This is a genomic window from Metapseudomonas boanensis (assembly GCF_042232855.1).
GTDB classification, from domain to species: domain Bacteria; phylum Pseudomonadota; class Gammaproteobacteria; order Pseudomonadales; family Pseudomonadaceae; genus Metapseudomonas; species Metapseudomonas boanensis.
In genome coordinates this window covers 3,272,132-3,289,206 of the sequence record NZ_CP113889.1, presented here as the reverse complement: position 1 = coordinate 3,289,206, position 17,075 = coordinate 3,272,132, and the positions used below count along the sequence as shown (strand labels likewise).

Genomic DNA, 17,075 nt, shown 5'->3' with positions numbered 1-17,075 from the left:
TCAGGCCCTCATCCTTGCGTAGCGAAATTTCCGCCCCCACACCCATATGTACTCCGCACCACTGGCCAGCGTAACCGCCGCTACCAGCCAGATCAGCGGGGGTATCGCCGGGCCGATAGCTGTTACAAGACTCACCCCCAGCAATACCACGAGCACCAGGACCATCTGCAACAGGGTGCTCAACTTTCCTAGCCAACTAGGCGTGAACTGCGTTGGCCCCACCAGCATGCGAAACAGTCCGGCACCCAGCAGGATCAGCAAATCACGCAGGCAAACCAACAACGCCAACCAGGAAGGCAGGAGCTGGGCAATCGCCAGACAGATGACGCTGGTGACCAGCAACAGTTTGTCAGCCAGGGGATCGAAGAGCTTGCCGAGGCGACTGGTCCAGCCGAATTGCCTGGCGAGGAATCCATCCAGGGCATCCGACAGGCTGGCAATCACGAACAGCGACAAGGCCTGGGAATAACGTTCAGACAGCAACAACCCGGCAATGGGAAGTACCAATGCCAGGCGGAGCAGCGTGAGCAGATTGGGCAGTTGGTGCATGGCATCCCCGTCCCAGACAGGTTTGCAGTGTACGCCCTCTACCAGTGGAAGCGCAGCAGGTTGCTGCGGGGCACCACCTGAGGAGCCGGCGAGCCGGCCTGCCCAGCAGCTTGGACTGCATCTGCCGGAGCTTCACCGACAGGTAACTCGCGCAAACCGATCAGGGCCAACTGGGCACGCAGTTGTTCGGCACTGGCGTTGACCCGGAATCCCAGACGGTCACCCTCGACCGACTCCAGACGAGCACCAAATGGCTCCAGCATTCGCGACAACTCGGCATAGCGAGCGAGATTGGCGCCCTGGACCTCCAACTCAATATCCTCCCCCGCGCCTGGCGCAGCCACGAAGCGGGGGGCAAGGCGCTCACTCACTGCCAGCAGTACGGCATCCGCCAACGCTGCGTTGTCAGCGGCCTCGACAGTTCCCTGCTCGCGACTGTCGCCGAGCCACAAGCGCCATTGCGCCTGCCATTTCCCATCCGCCTCGGCAGCATCCACTGCCAGCAATGCATCGGCGGCATAGCGTTCGGAAGCCTGGGTCAGCGCGCCGGGCTGGGCGGACGTCAGCTGTTCGGGCGTTGCCAACAACTGCTCGTCCAGATCAGCAAGCGGCAGACGAAGCGGCAAACCACGATTCTGCGCTGCCTGATACAGCGAGGCTGCTGCATCCTGCCCGTCACCTACCAGACTGGCGCCTTCATTGCCGCGGTTCAGCCACCAGGCGAGGATTGACGGGCGATTCGCACCCCACATCGGGATACCGGCCTGGCGCAGGGTGCGCTCGGTGGTCACAGGATCGAAATCCACCACCAGCATCTGCCCTTCGTAGCCGTATTGACTGATCAATTCCTGCGGGTCCTTACGCACAGTTTCCAGAGCAGGATTCTGTGCGGCCTTGCGATTGCCGGTCAGACGCAGGAGCAGGGTTTCCAGGGCACGGTTCAGCGCCTGAGTGCGCTCTTCAGGCTGTTGCGAAGCGACCGGCTCACGAACCTGGTAAAGGTCGCTGACCGGCTCGGCATGGACAGCCAAGCCGAACAGCGACAGGCAGAGCAAGAGCAACGGGGCAATCAGGCGCATGGTGAGTTCTCTGATTAGACGGGACACGGCACAGGCCGCAACTTGAGAGCTATACCTTAAACAGCCGTCCTTCGATGGGCAACGGCGCGGCCTTTTTCCGGGCAAAGGCGAAGATTTTTTTAAGCTTTTCACCATGCCCGACCGCTGCCGATGGCCGCTACCGGGCAACCCTGATAAAATCGCGCGCCTTCGCAAACCGGCAGCCAGACTTGCCGGTCGAACCTCGAATTTCCCCTATAGGCCTGGATTTATGAGCAAGCAACCCTCCCTGAGCTACAAGGACGCCGGTGTAGACATCGACGCTGGTGAAGCCCTGGTCGAACGCATCAAAGGCGTGGCCAAGCGCACCGCACGCCCGGAAGTGATGGGCGGCCTGGGCGGCTTCGGCGCCCTCTGCGAAATCCCGGCCGGCTACAAGCAGCCCGTGCTGGTTTCCGGTACCGACGGTGTTGGCACCAAGCTGCGCCTGGCGCTGAACCTGAACAAACACGACAGCATCGGCCAGGACCTGGTGGCCATGTGCGTCAATGACCTGGTGGTGTGCGGTGCCGAGCCGCTGTTCTTCCTCGACTACTATGCCACCGGCAAGCTCAACGTCGACGTCGCAGCAACCGTCGTTACCGGCATCGGTGCCGGTTGCGAACTGGCCGGCTGCTCCCTGGTGGGCGGCGAGACTGCCGAGATGCCCGGCATGTACGAGGGCGAAGACTATGACCTGGCCGGCTTCTGCGTCGGCGTGGTCGAGAAGGCTGAGATCATCGACGGCTCCAAAGTCCGCACCGGCGACACCCTGATTGCCCTGCCCTCCTCCGGCCCGCACTCCAACGGCTACTCGCTGATCCGCAAGATCATCGAGGTCAGCGGCGCCGACATCGGGCAGGTCCAGCTCGATGGCAAGCCCCTGACCGACCTGCTGATGGCGCCGACTCGCATTTACGTCAAGCCGCTGCTAAAGCTGATCAAGGAAACGGGTGCGGTGAAGGCCATGGCCCACATCACCGGTGGCGGCCTGATCGAGAACATCCCGCGCGTGCTGCCGGAAGGCGCCCAGGCCGTCCTGGACGTCGCCAGTTGGACGCGCCCGGCGGTCTTTGACTGGCTGCAACAGCAAGGCAACGTCGAGGAAGTGGAAATGCACCGCGTGCTGAACTGCGGCGTAGGCATGGTCATCTGCGTGGCACCGGAACAAGCGGAAGCGGCCATGAAGGTTCTGCGTGAAGCGGGCGAGCAACCCTGGATCATCGGCGGAATCGCCGCCGCTGCCGAAGGCGCCCAACGTGTCGTTCTGAACAACCTGAAAAGCCACTGATGGCCGCACGCTGTGATGTGGTTGTGCTGATCTCCGGCTCCGGCAGCAACCTGCAGGCGCTGATCGACAGCACCACCGGCTGCGACCATCCGGCACGCATCTGCGCGGTTGTTTCCAACCGCGCCGACGCCTTTGGCCTTGAGCGTGCCAGACGCGCAGGCATCGAGACCCGCGTACTCGACCACAAGGCCTATGCCGACCGCGAGGCGTTCGACGCGGCACTGATCGAAGTAATTGACGCATTTTCGCCGCACTTGGTGGTGCTAGCGGGGTTCATGCGCATCCTTACTCCAGGCTTCGTTCGCCACTATCAGGGCCGGCTGCTGAACATTCATCCCTCTCTGCTGCCCAAGTACAAGGGTTTGCATACCCACCAGCGCGCACTGGAAGCCGGCGATACGGAACACGGCTGCAGCGTGCACTTCGTCACCGAGGAACTCGATGGCGGGCCTCTGGTGGTGCAAGCCGTAATCCCGGTACAGTCGGACGACACACCGGAAAGCCTGACCCAGCGTGTCCACGTGCAGGAGCACCTCATCTATCCGCTGGCCATGCGCTGGTTTGCCGAAGACAGGCTCCGCCTGACCCCGACAGGTGCCGAACTGGATGGACAAGAGCTGCCTGCCAGCGGGCAGCAACTGCGTAACTAGGAGATTCGCCAATGCGCCGTGCCTTGCTGTTGGTCCTCGCCCTCTTCACCTTGCCTGCCATGGCCGCCGAGTTGAAGCCATTCACGGCCAGCTACACCGCCGACTGGAAACAGCTGCCGATCAGCGGAAACGCTGGACGCAGCCTGAAGAGTCTCGGCGATGGTCGCTGGGAACTGGATTTCGAAGCCGCCATGCTGGTCGCCAGCCTGAGCGAAGTCAGCACCTTCCGCGTCGAGAACAACGCTTTCCTGCCGCTGACCTACCGCTTCAACCGCAGCGGCCTGGGCAAGAGCAAGCAAGTCGAGTTCGACTTCGACTGGACCCAGAAGCAGATTATCGGCAGCGATCGGGGTGCTCAGGTACGCCTGCCACTCAACCGTGGCCTGCAAGACAAGTCCACCTACCAACTGGTACTGCAACATGACGTTGCCGACGGCAAGAAGAGCATGAGCTACCAGGTGATCGATGGCGACGAGATCGAAACCTACGACTTCCGCGTCCTGGGCGAAGAGCGCGTCCACACCGAAGCGGGTGTAGTCGATGCGATCAAGGTGGAACGTGTTCGCGACCCCACTCAGAGCAGCCGCAAAACCGTGCTCTGGTTCGCCAAGGATTGGGACTTCCTGCTGGTCCGCCTGCATCAGGTGGAAAAGGACGGCAAGGAATACCAGATCATGCTCAAGGAAGGCACGGTCAACGGGCGGCAGGTGAAAGGCCTGACCGAGTAATCCACATCATGAAGAAACCGGGCCCAGCGCCCGGTTTTTCTTGCCTGCTCAACGGCGCCCGAACGACCAAACATTGGACCAGGCCCCGCTATGCTGAAGAGTGCCAATACTAGGAAGGTGAACAGCCCGTTCGGCCGGCACCTGCATGAAGAGCGCAGGCTGCCATCATGCCGCTGAGGAATCAGTCATGACCGAGGAATACCTGCCGCTATCCTGCGATCTCTACGATTACATCGAGATCGCCTGCCTGCACCGCTATCAGCTGCACATCGAGCTGACCGGTGGTGGGCGCCTGGATGCCCGCGCAGTGACGACCCTGACAACACCCGACAAGGAAGAGTTTCTGATCGTGCAGAACGAAGGCGGCCAGGAACATTTGCGCCTAGACCAGATCATCGCCATTACACCGCTCACCGAAGGCGCCAGCTTCGGCCGGGTGCTGCTGGGCAACCAGATTTGCTGAAGCTATAGCCCTGCAGGAGCGATTTCGTTGGCGCAGCCCCACATACTCCGTAGGAGCCAGCTTGCCGGCGAAAGGTGCACGGCGCTTCGCGAGCAAGCTCGCTCCTACAAGACACCCAGTTACGCTGCGCCGGGAATCAAATCGACGGGACAATAAAAAGCCGGGCGATGCCCGGCGCTCTAGGCTCAACGTGCCTCACCACATCAGGTCATCAGGCACCTTGTAGGCGGCGTACGGATCATCGGCATCCGGCTCTTCCACCTGAGTATTGAGCAGCACCACCCGGCGCGGGTCGCGCTCCTGGATGCGCAACGCTGCATCACGCGGGATGATCTCGTAGCCGCCACCGTGCCGCACGATCGCCAGGGATCCACGACTGAGCTTGTCGCGCATCATGTCGTTCACCGCGATTCGCTTGACCTTCTTTTCGTCGACGAAGTTGTAATAGTCGTCGGTGGTCATTTTTGGCAGACGCGAGCTTTCGATCAGTTGCTTGACCTGCGCAGCCCTGGCCTTCTGGTCAGCCTTCTCCTGCTGCTGGCGATTCAGCTCCTGATCGCGGGCAGCCTTCTCAGCCTGAGCCTGAAGAGCTGCCTGACGCAAGGATTCGTCTTTCTCGACCTGGTTCTTCTTCTCCAGGCGCTGCTGCTTCTGCTGCTGCTTGCTGGCCTGCTTGACCTGCTTTTCATTGACCAGGCCGGCTTTCAGCAACTGGTCGCGAAGGGAAAGGCTCATAACGGGATTCAGTCTCTCGAGTTAGCAGCCAAGGGCCGGTTTTTCCTGCTTCTTGGCTTCGCCCCACAGGGCATCCAGTTCTTCCAGGTTGCAATCTTCAATGGGACGACCTGCTTCGCGCAATGCCTGTTCGATAAAACGGAAACGTCGATCGAACTTTGTATTGGCATTGCGCAGTGCAGTCTCTGGGTCCACCTTCAGGTGCCGGGCCAGATTGACCACCACGAACAGCAGATCGCCAACCTCGTCGGCAATGGCCTGGCTGTCATTGTCGGCCATGGCCTCCAGCACTTCATCCAGCTCTTCGCGCAGCTTGTCGATCACTGGAAGGGCTTCCGGCCAGTCGAAGCCCACCTGCGCTGCGCGTTTCTGCAACTTCGCGGCCCGACTGAGGGCCGGTAACGCCGCAGGCACATCGTCGAGCAGGGACAGCTGCTCGGGCGCTTCAGCCTTCTCGGCGCGCTCCTCGGCCTTGATTTCCTCCCAGCGCTGCTTGATTGCAGCCTCCTCCAGGCGTGCCATGTCCGGTGCGCCGTAGAGGTCGCCATCGGGAAACACATGGGGGTGGCGACGAACCAGCTTGCGGGTGATGGCATCGACCACGCCAGCAAACTCGAAACGCCCGTCTTCCTTTGCCAACTGGCTGTAATAGACCACCTGGAACAGCAGGTCGCCGAGTTCCCCGGGCAAGTGCGCGAAGTCGCCCCGCTCGATGGCATCGGCCACCTCATAGGCTTCCTCGATCGTGTGCGGGACGATGCTCGCGTAGTCCTGCTTCAGGTCCCACGGGCAGCCGTACTGCGGATCACGCAGCCGGGCCATCAGGTGCAGCAGGTCTTTGAGTTGGTACATAACGATGTCCTGTGCCTGTATCCATGTAGGTTGGTGCATAGCACCATCCTACGACGTCGCGCCGCGGTTCCTGCGGGCCTCGATGATATTCGGCAGCTGAGCGATGCGCGCCAGCAAGCGCCCGAGCGAGTCCAGCCCCGGGATCTCGATGGTGAGCAACATGGCAGCGGTGTTGTCCTCCTTGTTGGAACGGGTATTCACCGCCAGCACGTTGATGCGCTCGTTGAGCAGCACCTGGGACACGTCGCGCAGCAGGCCAGAACGGTCATATGCGCGGATAATGATATCCACCGGATACGTCTGTTCCGGCGCTGGGCCCCAGCTGACCTGTATCATCCGCTCGGGTTCGCGCGAAGCCAGTTGCAATGCCGAAGCGCAATCCTGGCGGTGGATGCTGACACCACGACCGAGGGTGATGTAACCGACGATCGGGTCGCCCGGAAGCGGCTGGCAGCAACCCGCCATCTGCGTAAGCAGGTTGCCGACACCCTGGATCTGCACATCGCCGCGCTTGCCCGGCTTGTGATGGTGGATGCGCCGCGGGATCAGCTCCAGTTGTTCGTTTGTGCCGCGTTCCGGCTCAACCAGTTGCTGCGCAGCATTGACCACGTGGGCCAGGCGGAGGTCGCCAGCACCGAGCGCGGCATGCATGTCTTCGGCTGCGCGCAGGTTGCACTTCTCGGCCAGCTTCTCGAAGTCCACCGGCGGCAACGCCAGGCGCGACAGCTCCCGCTCGAGCATGGCCTTGCCGGCGGCGACGTTCTGATCGCGGGCCTGCAGCTTGAACCAGTGGACGATTTTCGCCCGCGCCCGCGAGGTGGTGATGTAACCCAGGTTGGGGTTGAGCCAGTCGCGGCTCGGCGCACCGTTCTTCCCGGTGATGATCTCCACCTGCTCGCCGGTCTGCAGGCTGTAGTTGAGCGGAACGATGCGGCCGTTGATCTTCGCGCCACGGCAGTTGTGGCCGATCTCGGTGTGCACGCGGTAGGCGAAATCCAGAGGCGTAGCGCCCTTGGGCAAGTCGATCGCGTGACCGTCAGGGGTAAAGACGTAGACGCGGTCCGGCTCGATGTCGACCCGCAGCTGCTCGGCGAGGCCACCGATATCGCCCAGCTCCTCGTGCCACTCCAGCACCTGGCGCAGCCAGGCGATTTTTTCTTCGTAGTGGTCGGAGCTGCTCTTGACGTCAGTACCCTTGTAGCGCCAGTGCGCACAAACGCCCAGTTCGGCCTCTTCGTGCATGGCGTGGGTGCGGATTTGTACCTCCAGCACCTTGCCGTCGGGGCCGATCACCGCTGTGTGCAGGGAGCGGTACCCGTTCTCCTTGGGGTTGGCAATGTAATCGTCGAATTCCTTGGGGATGTGGCGCCAGAGGGTGTGCACGATACCGAGGGCGGTGTAGCAATCACGCACCTCAGGCACCAGCACGCGCACGGCCCGCACGTCGTAGATCTGGCTGAACTGCAGGCCCTTGCGCTGCATCTTCCGCCAGATCGAATAGATGTGTTTGGCGCGACCACTGATATCGGCCTTGATGCCCGTAGCAGCCAGTTCTTCGCGCAACTGCTTCATCACATCGGCGATGTATTGCTCGCGATCCAAACGCCGTTCGTGCAGCAGCTTGGCGATCTGCTTGTACTGGTCAGGTTCCAGGTAACGGAAGGAGAGGTCTTCCAGCTCCCATTTGATATGACCGATACCGAGACGATGGGCCAGAGGGGCGTAGATGTCGAACACCTCGCGGGCGACGCGATGACGCTTCTCTTCGTCGGCGTTCTTCACTTCACGGATGGCGCAAGTACGCTCGGCCAGCTTGATCAGTGCCACACGCACGTCATCGACCATGGCCACCAGCATCTTGCGCAGGTTTTCCACCTGCGCCTGAGTGCCCAACACCATCGACTGGCGGGGGTTCATGCTCGCGCTGATGGCCGCCATGCGCAGCACGCCCTCGATGAGCTTGGCCACCACTGGGCCGAAGCGTTGCTGCACGGTTGCCAGGGGCACCTTGCCCTCGCGCACGCCGCGGTAGATCAAGGCTGCCACCAAGGACTCCTGGTCAAGCTTGAGGTCCGCCAGGATCTCGGCAATTTCCAGGCCCGTGTGGAAACTGGAAGTACCCTCAGCCCAGCGGTTCTGCGTGTCCTTGGCCTGAGACTGCAATTCGGCGTCGCGGGCGAACTCGCACGCCTCTTTGAGTAACGCGCGGTCGAGCACCGGGTCGAGACTCAGGACATGGTCCAGCCACGCCTCGAGGTTGATGCTGCCGTCCGTATTGACCGGCTGTTGCGCTCTCACCTGTACCATCTTGCCTACCTTCCCTACGACATGAACCGCTCACGTCGAATAGTCGCCAGCCTCTGTGGACCAGTCGGATTACGCGAGCTTCCTAGCTCGCCTCGAATAACGCCATGGCCTCGACATGGGCCGTTTGCGGAAACATGTCGAGAATCCCGGCCTGTTTCAGCCGATAGCCCTGCTTGGCCAGCTCGGCGCTGTCACGCGCCAGGGTCGCTGGATTGCAGGAGACATAAACCACTCGCCGAGCCCCCGTGGAGGCAATCTGCCGGACAGCCTCGAGTGCACCATCCCTGGGCGGATCCAGCAATACCGCATCGAATCCCTGCGCCGCCCAGGCTGCGCCAACTAGCGGGTTCGACAGATCGGCCTGGAAAAAGTGCACGTTGCCCAGGCCATTGGCCAGAGCGTTGCCGCGGGCACGCTCCACCATCGCCTCGACGCCTTCGACTGCCACCACTTCGCCTACCTTGCGCGCCAGCGGCAGCGCAAAGTTGCCAAGCCCACAGAACAAGTCCAGCACGCGCTCACCGGGTTGTGGGCTCAACCAGTCTAGCGCTTGCGCAACCATAGCCTCGTTGACAGGCGCATTGACCTGCACGAAATCCCCAGGGCGATAATCCAGCATCAGATCCCAGCGCTCCAGGCGGTAACCCAGGCGCGCGTCGGGCTGGTCCGGTTGCGGCTCCCCAACGCCCTGCAGCCAGAGCTGGGCCTGGTGCTCGGCACAGAATGCGCGCCATTGCGACAGGTCACCTTCACCCAACGGCTGGGTGTGACGCACGAGGACGGCCGATGCCGTGCCGTGGAACAATTCGACATGCCCGATGGCCTGCGGTCGTTCCAGTCCATGCAGCAACGCCGGAAGCCCGCGCATGATCGGCTGCAAGGGTTGTACCAACACCATACAATCGGCGATTGCGACGATGGCCTGGCTGGAAGCCGCGCGGAATCCAACCTCCAGTTTGCGGGCCTTGGCATCCCAGCGCACGGCGATTCGGGCGCGGCGCCGATAACCGAATTCGGGCCCCACAAGTGGGTCAATCAAGGCCTCCGGTTCCAGGCCGGCGACGCGAGCCAACTGCTCGGTCAGGGTGCGCTGTTTAAGGGCAAGCTGCTCGGCATGAGGCAAGTGTTGCAGGGTGCAACCGCCGCAATGCCCTGCGTGGGCACACGGTGCGATGCGGCGCAACGGACTGGCGGTGAGCACCTGTTCGGTACGCGCCTCCACCACTTGGCTGCGCGCAGCCAGCACTCGCGCTTCCACCTGTTCGCCAGGCAAGGCGCCCTCGACGAACCAGGTCTTCCCGTCGACAAAACCAATACCCCGACCGTCATGGGCTAGTCGCTCGATGGCAAGGCGCTGCTTCTTGCCCACCGGAGCTTGCGAGGCCCGGCTTCCACCGCTTGGCTGGAAGCGCAGGCTGGAATTACGCCGGGACATTGGGATCGTCGTAGACGCCAGTCGAAAGATAACGGTCGCCGCGGTCGCAGATGATCGCCACCATCACGGCATTCTCCACTTCGCGCGACAGGCGCAACATGGCGGCCACTGCCCCACCCGAGGAAACGCCACAGAAGATGCCTTCCTGACGAGCCAGTTGGCGCATCGTGTCTTCCGCTTCGCTCTGGGCCATGTCGATGACGCGGTCGACGCGGTCGGACTGGTAGATCTTCGGCAAATATTCCTGCGGCCAGCGACGGATACCAGGAATGGCCGAGCCTTCCTGCGGCTGCAGGCCGACGATCTGGATTTTCTCGTTCTGCTCCTTGAGGTAACGCGACACACCCATGATGGTGCCGGTAGTGCCCATGGAACTAATGAAATGGGTGATCGTACCCTGGGTCTGCTGCCAGATTTCCGGGCCAGTGCCGACGTAATGGGCTTCCGGGTTATCACCGTTGGCGAACTGGTCGAGCACCTTGCCACGGCCGCCGCGCTGCAGGCTTTCGGCGAGGTCGCGAGCGCCTTCCATGCCCTCTTCGCGGCTGACCAGGATCAGCTCGGCACCGTAGGCGGTCATCGCAGCCTTGCGTTCGGCGCTCATGTTGTCGGGCATGATCAGCATCATCTTGTAGCCCTTGATCGCGGCCGCCATGGCCAGGGCAATGCCGGTGTTGCCGGAGGTCGCCTCGATCAGGGTGTCGCCCGGCTTGATGTCACCGCGCAGCTCGGCGCGAGTGATCATCGACAACGCAGGACGGTCCTTGACCGAACCAGCCGGGTTGTTGCCTTCGAGCTTGACCAGCAGAGTGTTGCTGGTATCGCCCCCCAGGCGCTGCAAGCGCACCAGTGGGGTGTGGCCGACGCAGTCGGCGATAGTGGGGTACTGCAGGGTCATGGCAGGTTCGCAGTCCAGACTCGGGAAGGACGCCTATGATAACGGCAAACCGCCCAACTCCATATCGCACGTAGGTTGCAGATTATGGCCGCAGGTCAGCTGGGCGACGCCGACCCTCTCCAGGGCCGCCCCAGCTCAACCCAATTGCCCCGCCCAGACAGGCCCGAGGACCACCCGCACTGAAAAACTGGCAAAACTGCCTGGAGATTACCTCCCGACGAATCGCTACACTGCGCACATAGCGCATGGGGAGGATGGGCGTGTTCAAGGATCTAGGCATCAAGGGCCGCGTGCTCTTGCTCACGCTGTTACCCACCAGCCTGTTGGCATTGGTGCTGGGCGGTTACTTCACTTGGGTGCAACAGGCCGATTTCCAGGCCCAGTTGTTGCAGCGTGGCCAGATAATCGCCGAACACCTGGCCCCGCTTGCCGCGCCTGCCTTGAAGCGCGGCGACGCCCAGTTACTGGAGCACATCGCCGACCACGCCCTCGACCAGCCGGACGTACGCGCTGTCAGTTTCATCAGTATCAATCACAAGCGTCTCGCCCACGCCGGCCCACGCATGCTCAACGAGGCCCCGGCAGGCGAAAGCGACAGCCTGGCCCTGAGCAGCAACACTGATGCGACGCGTTTTCTACAGCCAGTTCTCGAGGAGCAGCGCGTCGATGCGGGCGACACTCTGCACACGCGAGACGGCAAGTTGCTTGGCTGGGTCGAACTGGAAATGTCACACCAGGGCACTCTCCTGCGTGGATACCGGAGCCTGCTTGCCAGCCTGCTCCTGATCGGGACCGGTCTCGGCGTGACCGCACTGCTGGCCCTGCGCCTGAGCCGGACGATCAACGAGCCGCTGCGACGCATCAAGCACGGGGTTGCCCTGCTCAAGGAAGGTCGGCTGGAAACCCGCCTACCACCGCTTGGCAGTCATGAGCTGGACGAGCTGGCCTCAGGCATCAACCGTATGGCCGAAGCGCTGCAAACGGCACAGGAAGAGCTCCAGCACAACATCGACCAGGCAACCGAAGACGTGCGGCAGAACCTTGAAACCATCGAGATCCAGAACATCGAACTGGACCTTGCACGCAAGGAGGCCCTGGAGGCCAGCCGCATCAAGTCCGAGTTCCTCGCCAACATGAGCCACGAGATCCGCACTCCGCTCAACGGCATCCTCGGCTTCACCAATCTGCTGAAGAAAAGCGATCTCACCACGCGCCAGCAGGACTACCTGGGCACCATCGAGAAGTCCGCGGAAAGCCTGCTGGGGATCATCAACGAAGTGCTGGACTTCTCGAAGATCGAGGCTGGCAAGCTGATGCTCGAAAGCCTGCCCTTCAATCTTCGCGACCTGATCCAGGACACCTTGACCATCCTCGCCCCGGCGGCGCACGAAAAGCACCTTGAGCTTGTGAGCCTGGTCTACCGTGATACACCGCTAAACCTGGTGGGCGACCCGCTGCGCCTGAAGCAGGTGCTGACCAACCTGGTGAGCAACGCGATCAAGTTCACCCGCGAAGGCACCATTGCCGTTCGCGCCATGCTCGATGACGACAGCGAAACCGATCTGGCCCAACTGCGCATCAGCGTGCAGGACACCGGAATCGGCCTCTCCGACGCTGACCTGCGTGCACTGTTCCAGGCCTTCAGCCAGGCGGACAACTCCCTTACCCGACAAGCGGGCGGCACCGGCCTGGGCCTAGTGATTTCCAAGCGCCTGGTGGAGCAGATGGGCGGTGAAATAGGCGTAAGCAGTACGCCGGGGGTTGGCTCGGAGTTCTGGATCACCCTCAGCCTACCCAAAGCGCCCACCGACAGCGACGACCTGCCATTGGCGCTGCTCAGCAGACGTCGGGTTGCCGTGCTGGAAGCCTTGGAGCTGACTCGCCAATCCCTGTGCCACCAACTGGAAGACCTCGGCCTGGACGTAGTCGAGTTCCCCAGCATCGAGGCGCTGGTGGAAGGAGTTGCCAGCCTCCGCCAGGGCAAACAGGCCATCGGGCTCGCGGTCATCGGCGCAGATGCAGAATCGCTCGCCCCCGAGCCACTCAGCCAACGTATCTGGGAACTCGAGCAACTCGGCTGCAAGAGCCTGGTGCTCTGCCCCACAACCGAGCAGGGGCTCTATCACCGGGCACTGCCGGAGGCACATAGTCAGCTGCAAGCCAAACCGGCCTGTACCCGCAAGCTCCAGCAGGCCCTGACGGGGCTGGTTGCGCCTCGCCAGCTACGCAAGGAAGACCGGCCTGTGAGCATCAATCACCGCCCTCGCCTGCTCTGCGTCGACGACAACCCAGCCAATCTGCTGCTGGTGCAGACCCTGCTCAGTGACATGGGCGCCGACGTGCGCGCTGTGGACAACGGCGTCTCCGCCGTGGAAGCCGTGCAGCGCGAGCGCTTCGATCTGGTCCTGATGGACGTGCAGATGCCGGGGATGGATGGCATCCAGGCCACCGCAACGATCCGCCGCTGGGAAAACGAGCAACGAATGGATCCGGTCCCCATCATTGCGCTGACGGCCCATGCGCTGGCCAATGAAAAGCGCGCCCTGCTGCAAAGTGGCATGGATGACTACCTGACCAAACCCATTGGCGAGCGCCAATTGATCCAGGTGATCCTGAAGTGGAGCGGCCTCTCCCTGGGTGAGCCGCCCAGCCCCCACTCGAACGGCGAACTGCTCGCGAACGGCGACCTGAAGGTGCTGGATGCCGAAGAAGGCCTGCGCTTGGCCGCCGGCAAGGCCGACCTGGCCGCCGATATGCTGGCCATGCTACTCGCCTCTCTCGATGCCGACCGCGAAGCGATCCAGCAGGCGCAGGCCAACGGCGACCGCAACACTTTGCTGGAACGCGTCCATCGCCTCCACGGCGCCACGCGCTACTGCGGCGTTCCACAGTTGCGGGCTGCCTGCCAGCGCAGCGAAACCCTGCTCAAGCAGAACGACCCTGCGTCACGACAGGCTCTGGAGGAACTCGACGCCGCCATCGTCCGCCTCGCACAGACCGCCAGGGTCAGTGCCTGACCCCGATCAATTCCAGCGATCCGCGGCCGGCTAGACTGCTGAACAAACAAGGAGAGACCATGCGCACCATCGTCTTCAGCAGCCAGGCGTACGACCGCGACAGCTTCCTCGGCGCCCACCCGACCTTCGATCTCCACTTCCAGCAAGTGCGCCTTACCCTCGACACTTCGGCCTTGGCCAGCGGTTTCGACGTGGTCTGCGCGTTCATCAACGACGACCTTTCCGCACCGGTGCTGCAGCGACTCGCCGCCGGCGGCACACGCCTGATCGCCCTTCGCTCGGCCGGCTACAACCACGTCGACCTGGTCACCGCCAAGCGGCTGGGCCTGACTGTGGCACGCGTGCCAGCCTACTCGCCGCACGCGGTAGCTGAACACGCCGCGGCGCTGATCCTCGCACTGAACCGGCGCCTGCACCGCGCCTACAACCGTACCCGCGAGGGGGATTTCAGCCTCCACGGCCTGACCGGTTTCGACCTGGTGGGTAAGACCGTCGGTGTGGTCGGCACTGGGAAGATCGGCGCCACCTTCGCTCGCATCATGGCCGGTTTCGGCTGCGGTCTGCTGGCTTACGACCCCAACCGCAACCCCAGCGTAGAAGCGCTCGGCGGGCTTTATGTCGAGCTGCCGGAGCTGCTGGCCAACAGCAACATCATCAGCCTGCACTGCCCGCTGAACGACGCCACCCGGCACCTGATCAACGCCGAGAGCCTGGGACGGATGAAACCCGGCGCCATGCTGATCAACACCGGCCGCGGAGCCCTGGTGGATACCCCGGCGCTGATCGAAGCGCTCAAGTGCGGGCAGCTCGGGTACCTCGGCCTGGACGTGTATGAAGAGGAAGCCAACCTGTTCTTCGAAGACCGCTCCGACCTGCCCCTGCAGGACGACGTGCTGGCCCGCTTGCTGACCTTCCCCAATGTCATCATCACGGCCCACCAGGCGTTCCTCACCCGCGAGGCTCTTGCCGCCATCGCCCGCACTACCCTCGACAACATCACTGCCTGGGCCGCCGGGCGGTCCTGCAACCAGGTGGAAGCCTAGGCCGTGGTAGGATGCGCGGCGTTTCTGGAGGACCTATGGCCGAACACGATTTTCGCTACACCCTGCTCAACCCCGCCCACACCCTCAACGAGTGCCGCGCCCTGTCGCCTGGCCTCTACCAGGTAACCGGCACCGGTGGCTCGATCCAGAACGGCGATGCCCTGCTCGTGACCCTCAAGGGCAGTCGCGATCTGAGCATGCGCCTGGTGGTCGAAAAGGTACGCCACCTGATCAACCCGCCCGGCCAGTGGCTGGCGGTGGCCAAGGGCCCCGTTTTCAAGGAGCTTGCCATCCACAATTGGCACGTGGACTGCGATAGCTGCGGCACCCGCCTGGACTTCGAGTTCGCCGTCGATGGCGGCCTTGGCAAGTCAGCGCAGTCCCCGGCGGCAGAAGCCCGCATCGCCGAATTGGGCTGGCGCAGCCGTGCCGGCAAGCATTACTGCCCAAAATGCCGCCAGGAGGACGCCCCATGAAGCACCACATGCTGCTACTGGCCGGGTTGGCCGCGGGCCTGACCGGCTGCGCGTCCGATGCGCTGCAGCTGCAGACTGACCGCACTTACCAAGTGGAATGGATCGGCGAGCGCCCACTCATCGACCGCAGCCACCTGACCGTCACCCTCGGCGAAGACGGTCGCGCCTATGGCACCGCCGGCTGCAACCACTGGTTCGCCTCCTACAAGCTGGAAGGCGACCAGCTCAGCTTCGGCGCCGCCGGCAGTACTCGCAAGATGTGTGCCCCGTCGCTGATGGAGCAAGAGCAACGCTTCCTCGAGGCCCTGACCAAGGTCCAGCGCTGGGACTTCTCCCCGATCGACCAACTGCGCCTGTGGCCGACCGAAGGCAAGCCGATTCGGCTGTGGCCGGCAGAGGGTTGATCGTCAGTCTCCCCCAGGGCCGCTTCGCGGCCCTTTGCGAATGAATTCGCCCCCACACGGCGCCACTCGCTGGCTAGAAGAGCGCCAACTGTTCATGGGCACCACGAAGGTCCTGCAGCCTCACACCCACCCCGATCAAACGCACCGGCTTGTCGCCCCGGGCAAACGCCGCGCTGAGCAACAGCTTGTAACTGTCCAGGTTACGCCGGGCGCCCGCTTGCTCCAGGGTCGTCTGGGTAAAATCGTGGAATTTGAGTTTGACAAAAGGCTTGTCCGGCTTGTAGCTGGCATCCAGCCTCGCCATACGGCCGTTCAGCTCCTCCAGTAGCGCAGGCAGCCGATTCAGGCACGCAGCAAGGTCCGGCAGATCCTGGTCGTAGGTGTGCTCGACGCTGACCGATTGCCGCCGGCTGTCAACCTGCACACGGCGGTCATCCTGCCCGCGGGCCAGGTTATAGAGGTGCTCGCCGAAGCTGCCAAACTCGCGAGCCAGTGCCAGACGGTTCCAGTCGCGCAGGTCGGCGCAGGTACGCACTCCGAGACGCGCGAGTTTGTCCGCCGTGACCTTGCCCACCCCATGCAGTTTGCTGACGGGAAGCGCTGCCACGAAATCATCCACCAGCTCCGGCGTGACCACAAACAGTCCATCCGGTTTTCGCCAGTCGCTGGCGATCTTTGCCAGGAACTTGTTCGGCGCCACGCCAGCCGACACCGTAATGCGCAACTCCTTCGCTACCCGCCTGCGAATTTCCTGCGCGATGCGCGTGGCGCTGCCGCTAAAGTGCGGGCTGTCCGACACATCCAGATAAGCCTCGTCGAGGGACAGCGGCTCGATGAGCTCGGTGTAATCACGAAAAATCTGGTGGATCTCGCGAGACACAGTCTTATAGGCATCCATGCGCGGCCGGACGATCAGCAAGTCCGGGCATAGCTTCAGCGCATGCCGCGACGACATCGCCGAACGCACGCCATAGGCCCGCGCCTCGTAATTGCAGGTCGCAATCACCCCACGCCGATCCGCTGCGCCACCAACAGCCAGCGGCCGATTGGCCAGACTGGGGTCATCCCGCATCTCGATGGCAGCGTAAAAACAGTCACAATCAATGTGGACGATCTTTCTTTGACTCATA

Annotated in this window: 16 protein-coding genes; 8 read left to right on the top strand and 8 right to left on the bottom strand. The window is 62.8% G+C overall.

The annotated features are described in order from the left end of the window. Window positions 1-549, bottom strand: a complete 549-nt coding sequence (locus tag OXH74_RS15230; RefSeq protein ID WP_375737743.1) for a CDP-alcohol phosphatidyltransferase family protein — start codon at window positions 547-549, stop codon at window positions 1-3. 38 nt (window positions 550-587) lie between these two features. After that, window positions 588-1,628: a DUF2066 domain-containing protein gene (locus tag OXH74_RS15225; RefSeq protein WP_375737742.1), complete on the bottom strand. Its 1,041-nt coding sequence runs from the start codon at window positions 1,626-1,628 to the stop codon at window positions 588-590. Between the two features lie 250 nt (window positions 1,629-1,878). On the opposite strand from OXH74_RS15225, the gene purM reads away from it, so the two are divergent. From purM to OXH74_RS15205, 4 genes are all read left to right on the top strand, one after another. Then, complete coding sequence (gene purM, locus OXH74_RS15220; RefSeq protein WP_375737741.1) at window positions 1,879-2,937, top strand: phosphoribosylformylglycinamidine cyclo-ligase; 1,059 nt, start codon at window positions 1,879-1,881, stop codon at window positions 2,935-2,937. Beyond that, window positions 2,937-3,587 carry a phosphoribosylglycinamide formyltransferase gene (gene purN, locus OXH74_RS15215; RefSeq protein ID WP_375737740.1) on the top strand — a complete coding sequence of 217 codons (651 nt, stop codon included), beginning with the start codon at window positions 2,937-2,939 and terminating at the stop codon, window positions 3,585-3,587. Before purM ends, purN begins: the two co-directional genes overlap by 1 nt. A gap of 11 nt (window positions 3,588-3,598) precedes the next feature. Beyond that, window positions 3,599-4,315 (top strand): DUF3108 domain-containing protein, encoded by a 717-nt coding sequence (locus tag OXH74_RS15210; protein ID WP_375737739.1) that lies wholly within the window; start codon window positions 3,599-3,601, stop codon window positions 4,313-4,315. 187 nt (window positions 4,316-4,502) lie between these two features. Beyond that, window positions 4,503-4,778 carry a Rho-binding antiterminator gene (locus OXH74_RS15205; protein WP_375737738.1) on the top strand — a complete coding sequence of 92 codons (276 nt, stop codon included), beginning with the start codon at window positions 4,503-4,505 and terminating at the stop codon, window positions 4,776-4,778. Window positions 4,779-4,973: 195 nt separating this feature from the next. Here OXH74_RS15205 and OXH74_RS15200 read toward each other — a convergent pair whose 3' ends face one another. The 5 genes from OXH74_RS15200 to cysM all read right to left on the bottom strand — a co-directional run bounded on the left by OXH74_RS15200 (window position 4,974) and on the right by cysM (window position 11,005). Beyond that, window positions 4,974-5,513 carry a DUF2058 domain-containing protein gene (locus tag OXH74_RS15200; RefSeq protein WP_215376823.1) on the bottom strand — a complete coding sequence of 180 codons (540 nt, stop codon included), beginning with the start codon at window positions 5,511-5,513 and terminating at the stop codon, window positions 4,974-4,976. A 21-nt stretch (window positions 5,514-5,534) separates the two neighbouring features. Then, on the bottom strand, window positions 5,535-6,365 hold the full coding sequence (gene mazG, locus OXH74_RS15195) for a nucleoside triphosphate pyrophosphohydrolase (protein WP_375737737.1): 831 nt from the start codon (window positions 6,363-6,365) through the stop codon (window positions 5,535-5,537). A 48-nt stretch (window positions 6,366-6,413) separates the two neighbouring features. Further along, on the bottom strand, window positions 6,414-8,672 hold the full coding sequence (relA, locus tag OXH74_RS15190; protein WP_375737736.1) for a GTP diphosphokinase: 2,259 nt from the start codon (window positions 8,670-8,672) through the stop codon (window positions 6,414-6,416). 82 nt (window positions 8,673-8,754) lie between these two features. Continuing rightward, window positions 8,755-10,107 carry a 23S rRNA (uracil(1939)-C(5))-methyltransferase RlmD gene (rlmD, locus tag OXH74_RS15185; RefSeq protein WP_375737735.1) on the bottom strand — a complete coding sequence of 451 codons (1,353 nt, stop codon included), beginning with the start codon at window positions 10,105-10,107 and terminating at the stop codon, window positions 8,755-8,757. Continuing rightward, entirely contained in the window at window positions 10,094-11,005 is a 912-nt protein-coding gene (gene cysM / locus OXH74_RS15180; RefSeq protein ID WP_375737734.1) for a cysteine synthase CysM, read from the bottom strand. The genes rlmD and cysM overlap by 14 nt, the downstream gene beginning before the upstream one ends. Window positions 11,006-11,265: 260 nt before the next feature. Between cysM and OXH74_RS15175 the strand changes: the two genes are divergently transcribed. Genes OXH74_RS15175 through OXH74_RS15160 form a run of 4 tightly spaced genes read left to right on the top strand, consistent with a single transcriptional unit; the run spans window position 11,266 to window position 15,945 of the window. Next, on the top strand, window positions 11,266-14,022 hold the full coding sequence (locus OXH74_RS15175) for a response regulator (protein WP_375737733.1): 2,757 nt from the start codon (window positions 11,266-11,268) through the stop codon (window positions 14,020-14,022). 59 nt (window positions 14,023-14,081) lie between these two features. Beyond that, the gene (locus OXH74_RS15170; RefSeq protein WP_375737732.1) at window positions 14,082-15,065 is read left to right on the top strand and encodes a 2-hydroxyacid dehydrogenase; all 984 of its coding nucleotides are present in this window, start codon (window positions 14,082-14,084) and stop codon (window positions 15,063-15,065) included. A 35-nt stretch (window positions 15,066-15,100) separates the two neighbouring features. Continuing rightward, complete coding sequence (locus tag OXH74_RS15165) at window positions 15,101-15,541, top strand: hypothetical protein (RefSeq protein WP_215376848.1); 441 nt, start codon at window positions 15,101-15,103, stop codon at window positions 15,539-15,541. Further along, complete coding sequence (locus tag OXH74_RS15160) at window positions 15,538-15,945, top strand: META domain-containing protein (protein WP_375737731.1); 408 nt, start codon at window positions 15,538-15,540, stop codon at window positions 15,943-15,945. The genes OXH74_RS15165 and OXH74_RS15160 overlap by 4 nt, the downstream gene beginning before the upstream one ends. Before the next feature lie 73 nt (window positions 15,946-16,018). Here the strand turns inward: OXH74_RS15160 and dinB are convergent, their stop codons facing one another. Beyond that, window positions 16,019-17,074: a DNA polymerase IV gene (dinB, locus tag OXH74_RS15155; RefSeq protein WP_375737730.1), complete on the bottom strand. Its 1,056-nt coding sequence runs from the start codon at window positions 17,072-17,074 to the stop codon at window positions 16,019-16,021. Window position 17,075 lies beyond the last annotated feature (1 nt).

What these genes read in the sequence shown, in the direction of transcription:
- OXH74_RS15200 (WP_215376823.1), bottom strand. Translation starts at nt 5,513, where the DNA reads ATGAGCCTTTCCCTTCGCGACCAGTTGCTGAAAGCCGGCCTGGTCAAT.
- OXH74_RS15160 (WP_375737731.1), top strand. Translation starts at nt 15,538, where the DNA reads ATGAAGCACCACATGCTGCTACTGGCCGGGTTGGCCGCGGGCCTGACC.
- rlmD (WP_375737735.1), bottom strand. Translation starts at nt 10,107, where the DNA reads ATGTCCCGGCGTAATTCCAGCCTGCGCTTCCAGCCAAGCGGTGGAAGC.
- cysM (WP_375737734.1), bottom strand. Translation starts at nt 11,005, where the DNA reads ATGACCCTGCAGTACCCCACTATCGCCGACTGCGTCGGCCACACCCCA.
- OXH74_RS15230 (WP_375737743.1), bottom strand. Translation starts at nt 549, where the DNA reads ATGCACCAACTGCCCAATCTGCTCACGCTGCTCCGCCTGGCATTGGTA.
- purN (WP_375737740.1), top strand. Translation starts at nt 2,937, where the DNA reads ATGGCCGCACGCTGTGATGTGGTTGTGCTGATCTCCGGCTCCGGCAGC.
- dinB (WP_375737730.1), bottom strand. Translation starts at nt 17,074, where the DNA reads ATGAGTCAAAGAAAGATCGTCCACATTGATTGTGACTGTTTTTACGCT.
- OXH74_RS15210 (WP_375737739.1), top strand. Translation starts at nt 3,599, where the DNA reads ATGCGCCGTGCCTTGCTGTTGGTCCTCGCCCTCTTCACCTTGCCTGCC.
- OXH74_RS15165 (WP_215376848.1), top strand. Translation starts at nt 15,101, where the DNA reads ATGGCCGAACACGATTTTCGCTACACCCTGCTCAACCCCGCCCACACC.
- mazG (WP_375737737.1), bottom strand. Translation starts at nt 6,365, where the DNA reads ATGTACCAACTCAAAGACCTGCTGCACCTGATGGCCCGGCTGCGTGAT.
- OXH74_RS15170 (WP_375737732.1), top strand. Translation starts at nt 14,082, where the DNA reads ATGCGCACCATCGTCTTCAGCAGCCAGGCGTACGACCGCGACAGCTTC.
- OXH74_RS15225 (WP_375737742.1), bottom strand. Translation starts at nt 1,628, where the DNA reads ATGCGCCTGATTGCCCCGTTGCTCTTGCTCTGCCTGTCGCTGTTCGGC.
- relA (WP_375737736.1), bottom strand. Translation starts at nt 8,672, where the DNA reads ATGGTACAGGTGAGAGCGCAACAGCCGGTCAATACGGACGGCAGCATC.
- OXH74_RS15205 (WP_375737738.1), top strand. Translation starts at nt 4,503, where the DNA reads ATGACCGAGGAATACCTGCCGCTATCCTGCGATCTCTACGATTACATC.
- purM (WP_375737741.1), top strand. Translation starts at nt 1,879, where the DNA reads ATGAGCAAGCAACCCTCCCTGAGCTACAAGGACGCCGGTGTAGACATC.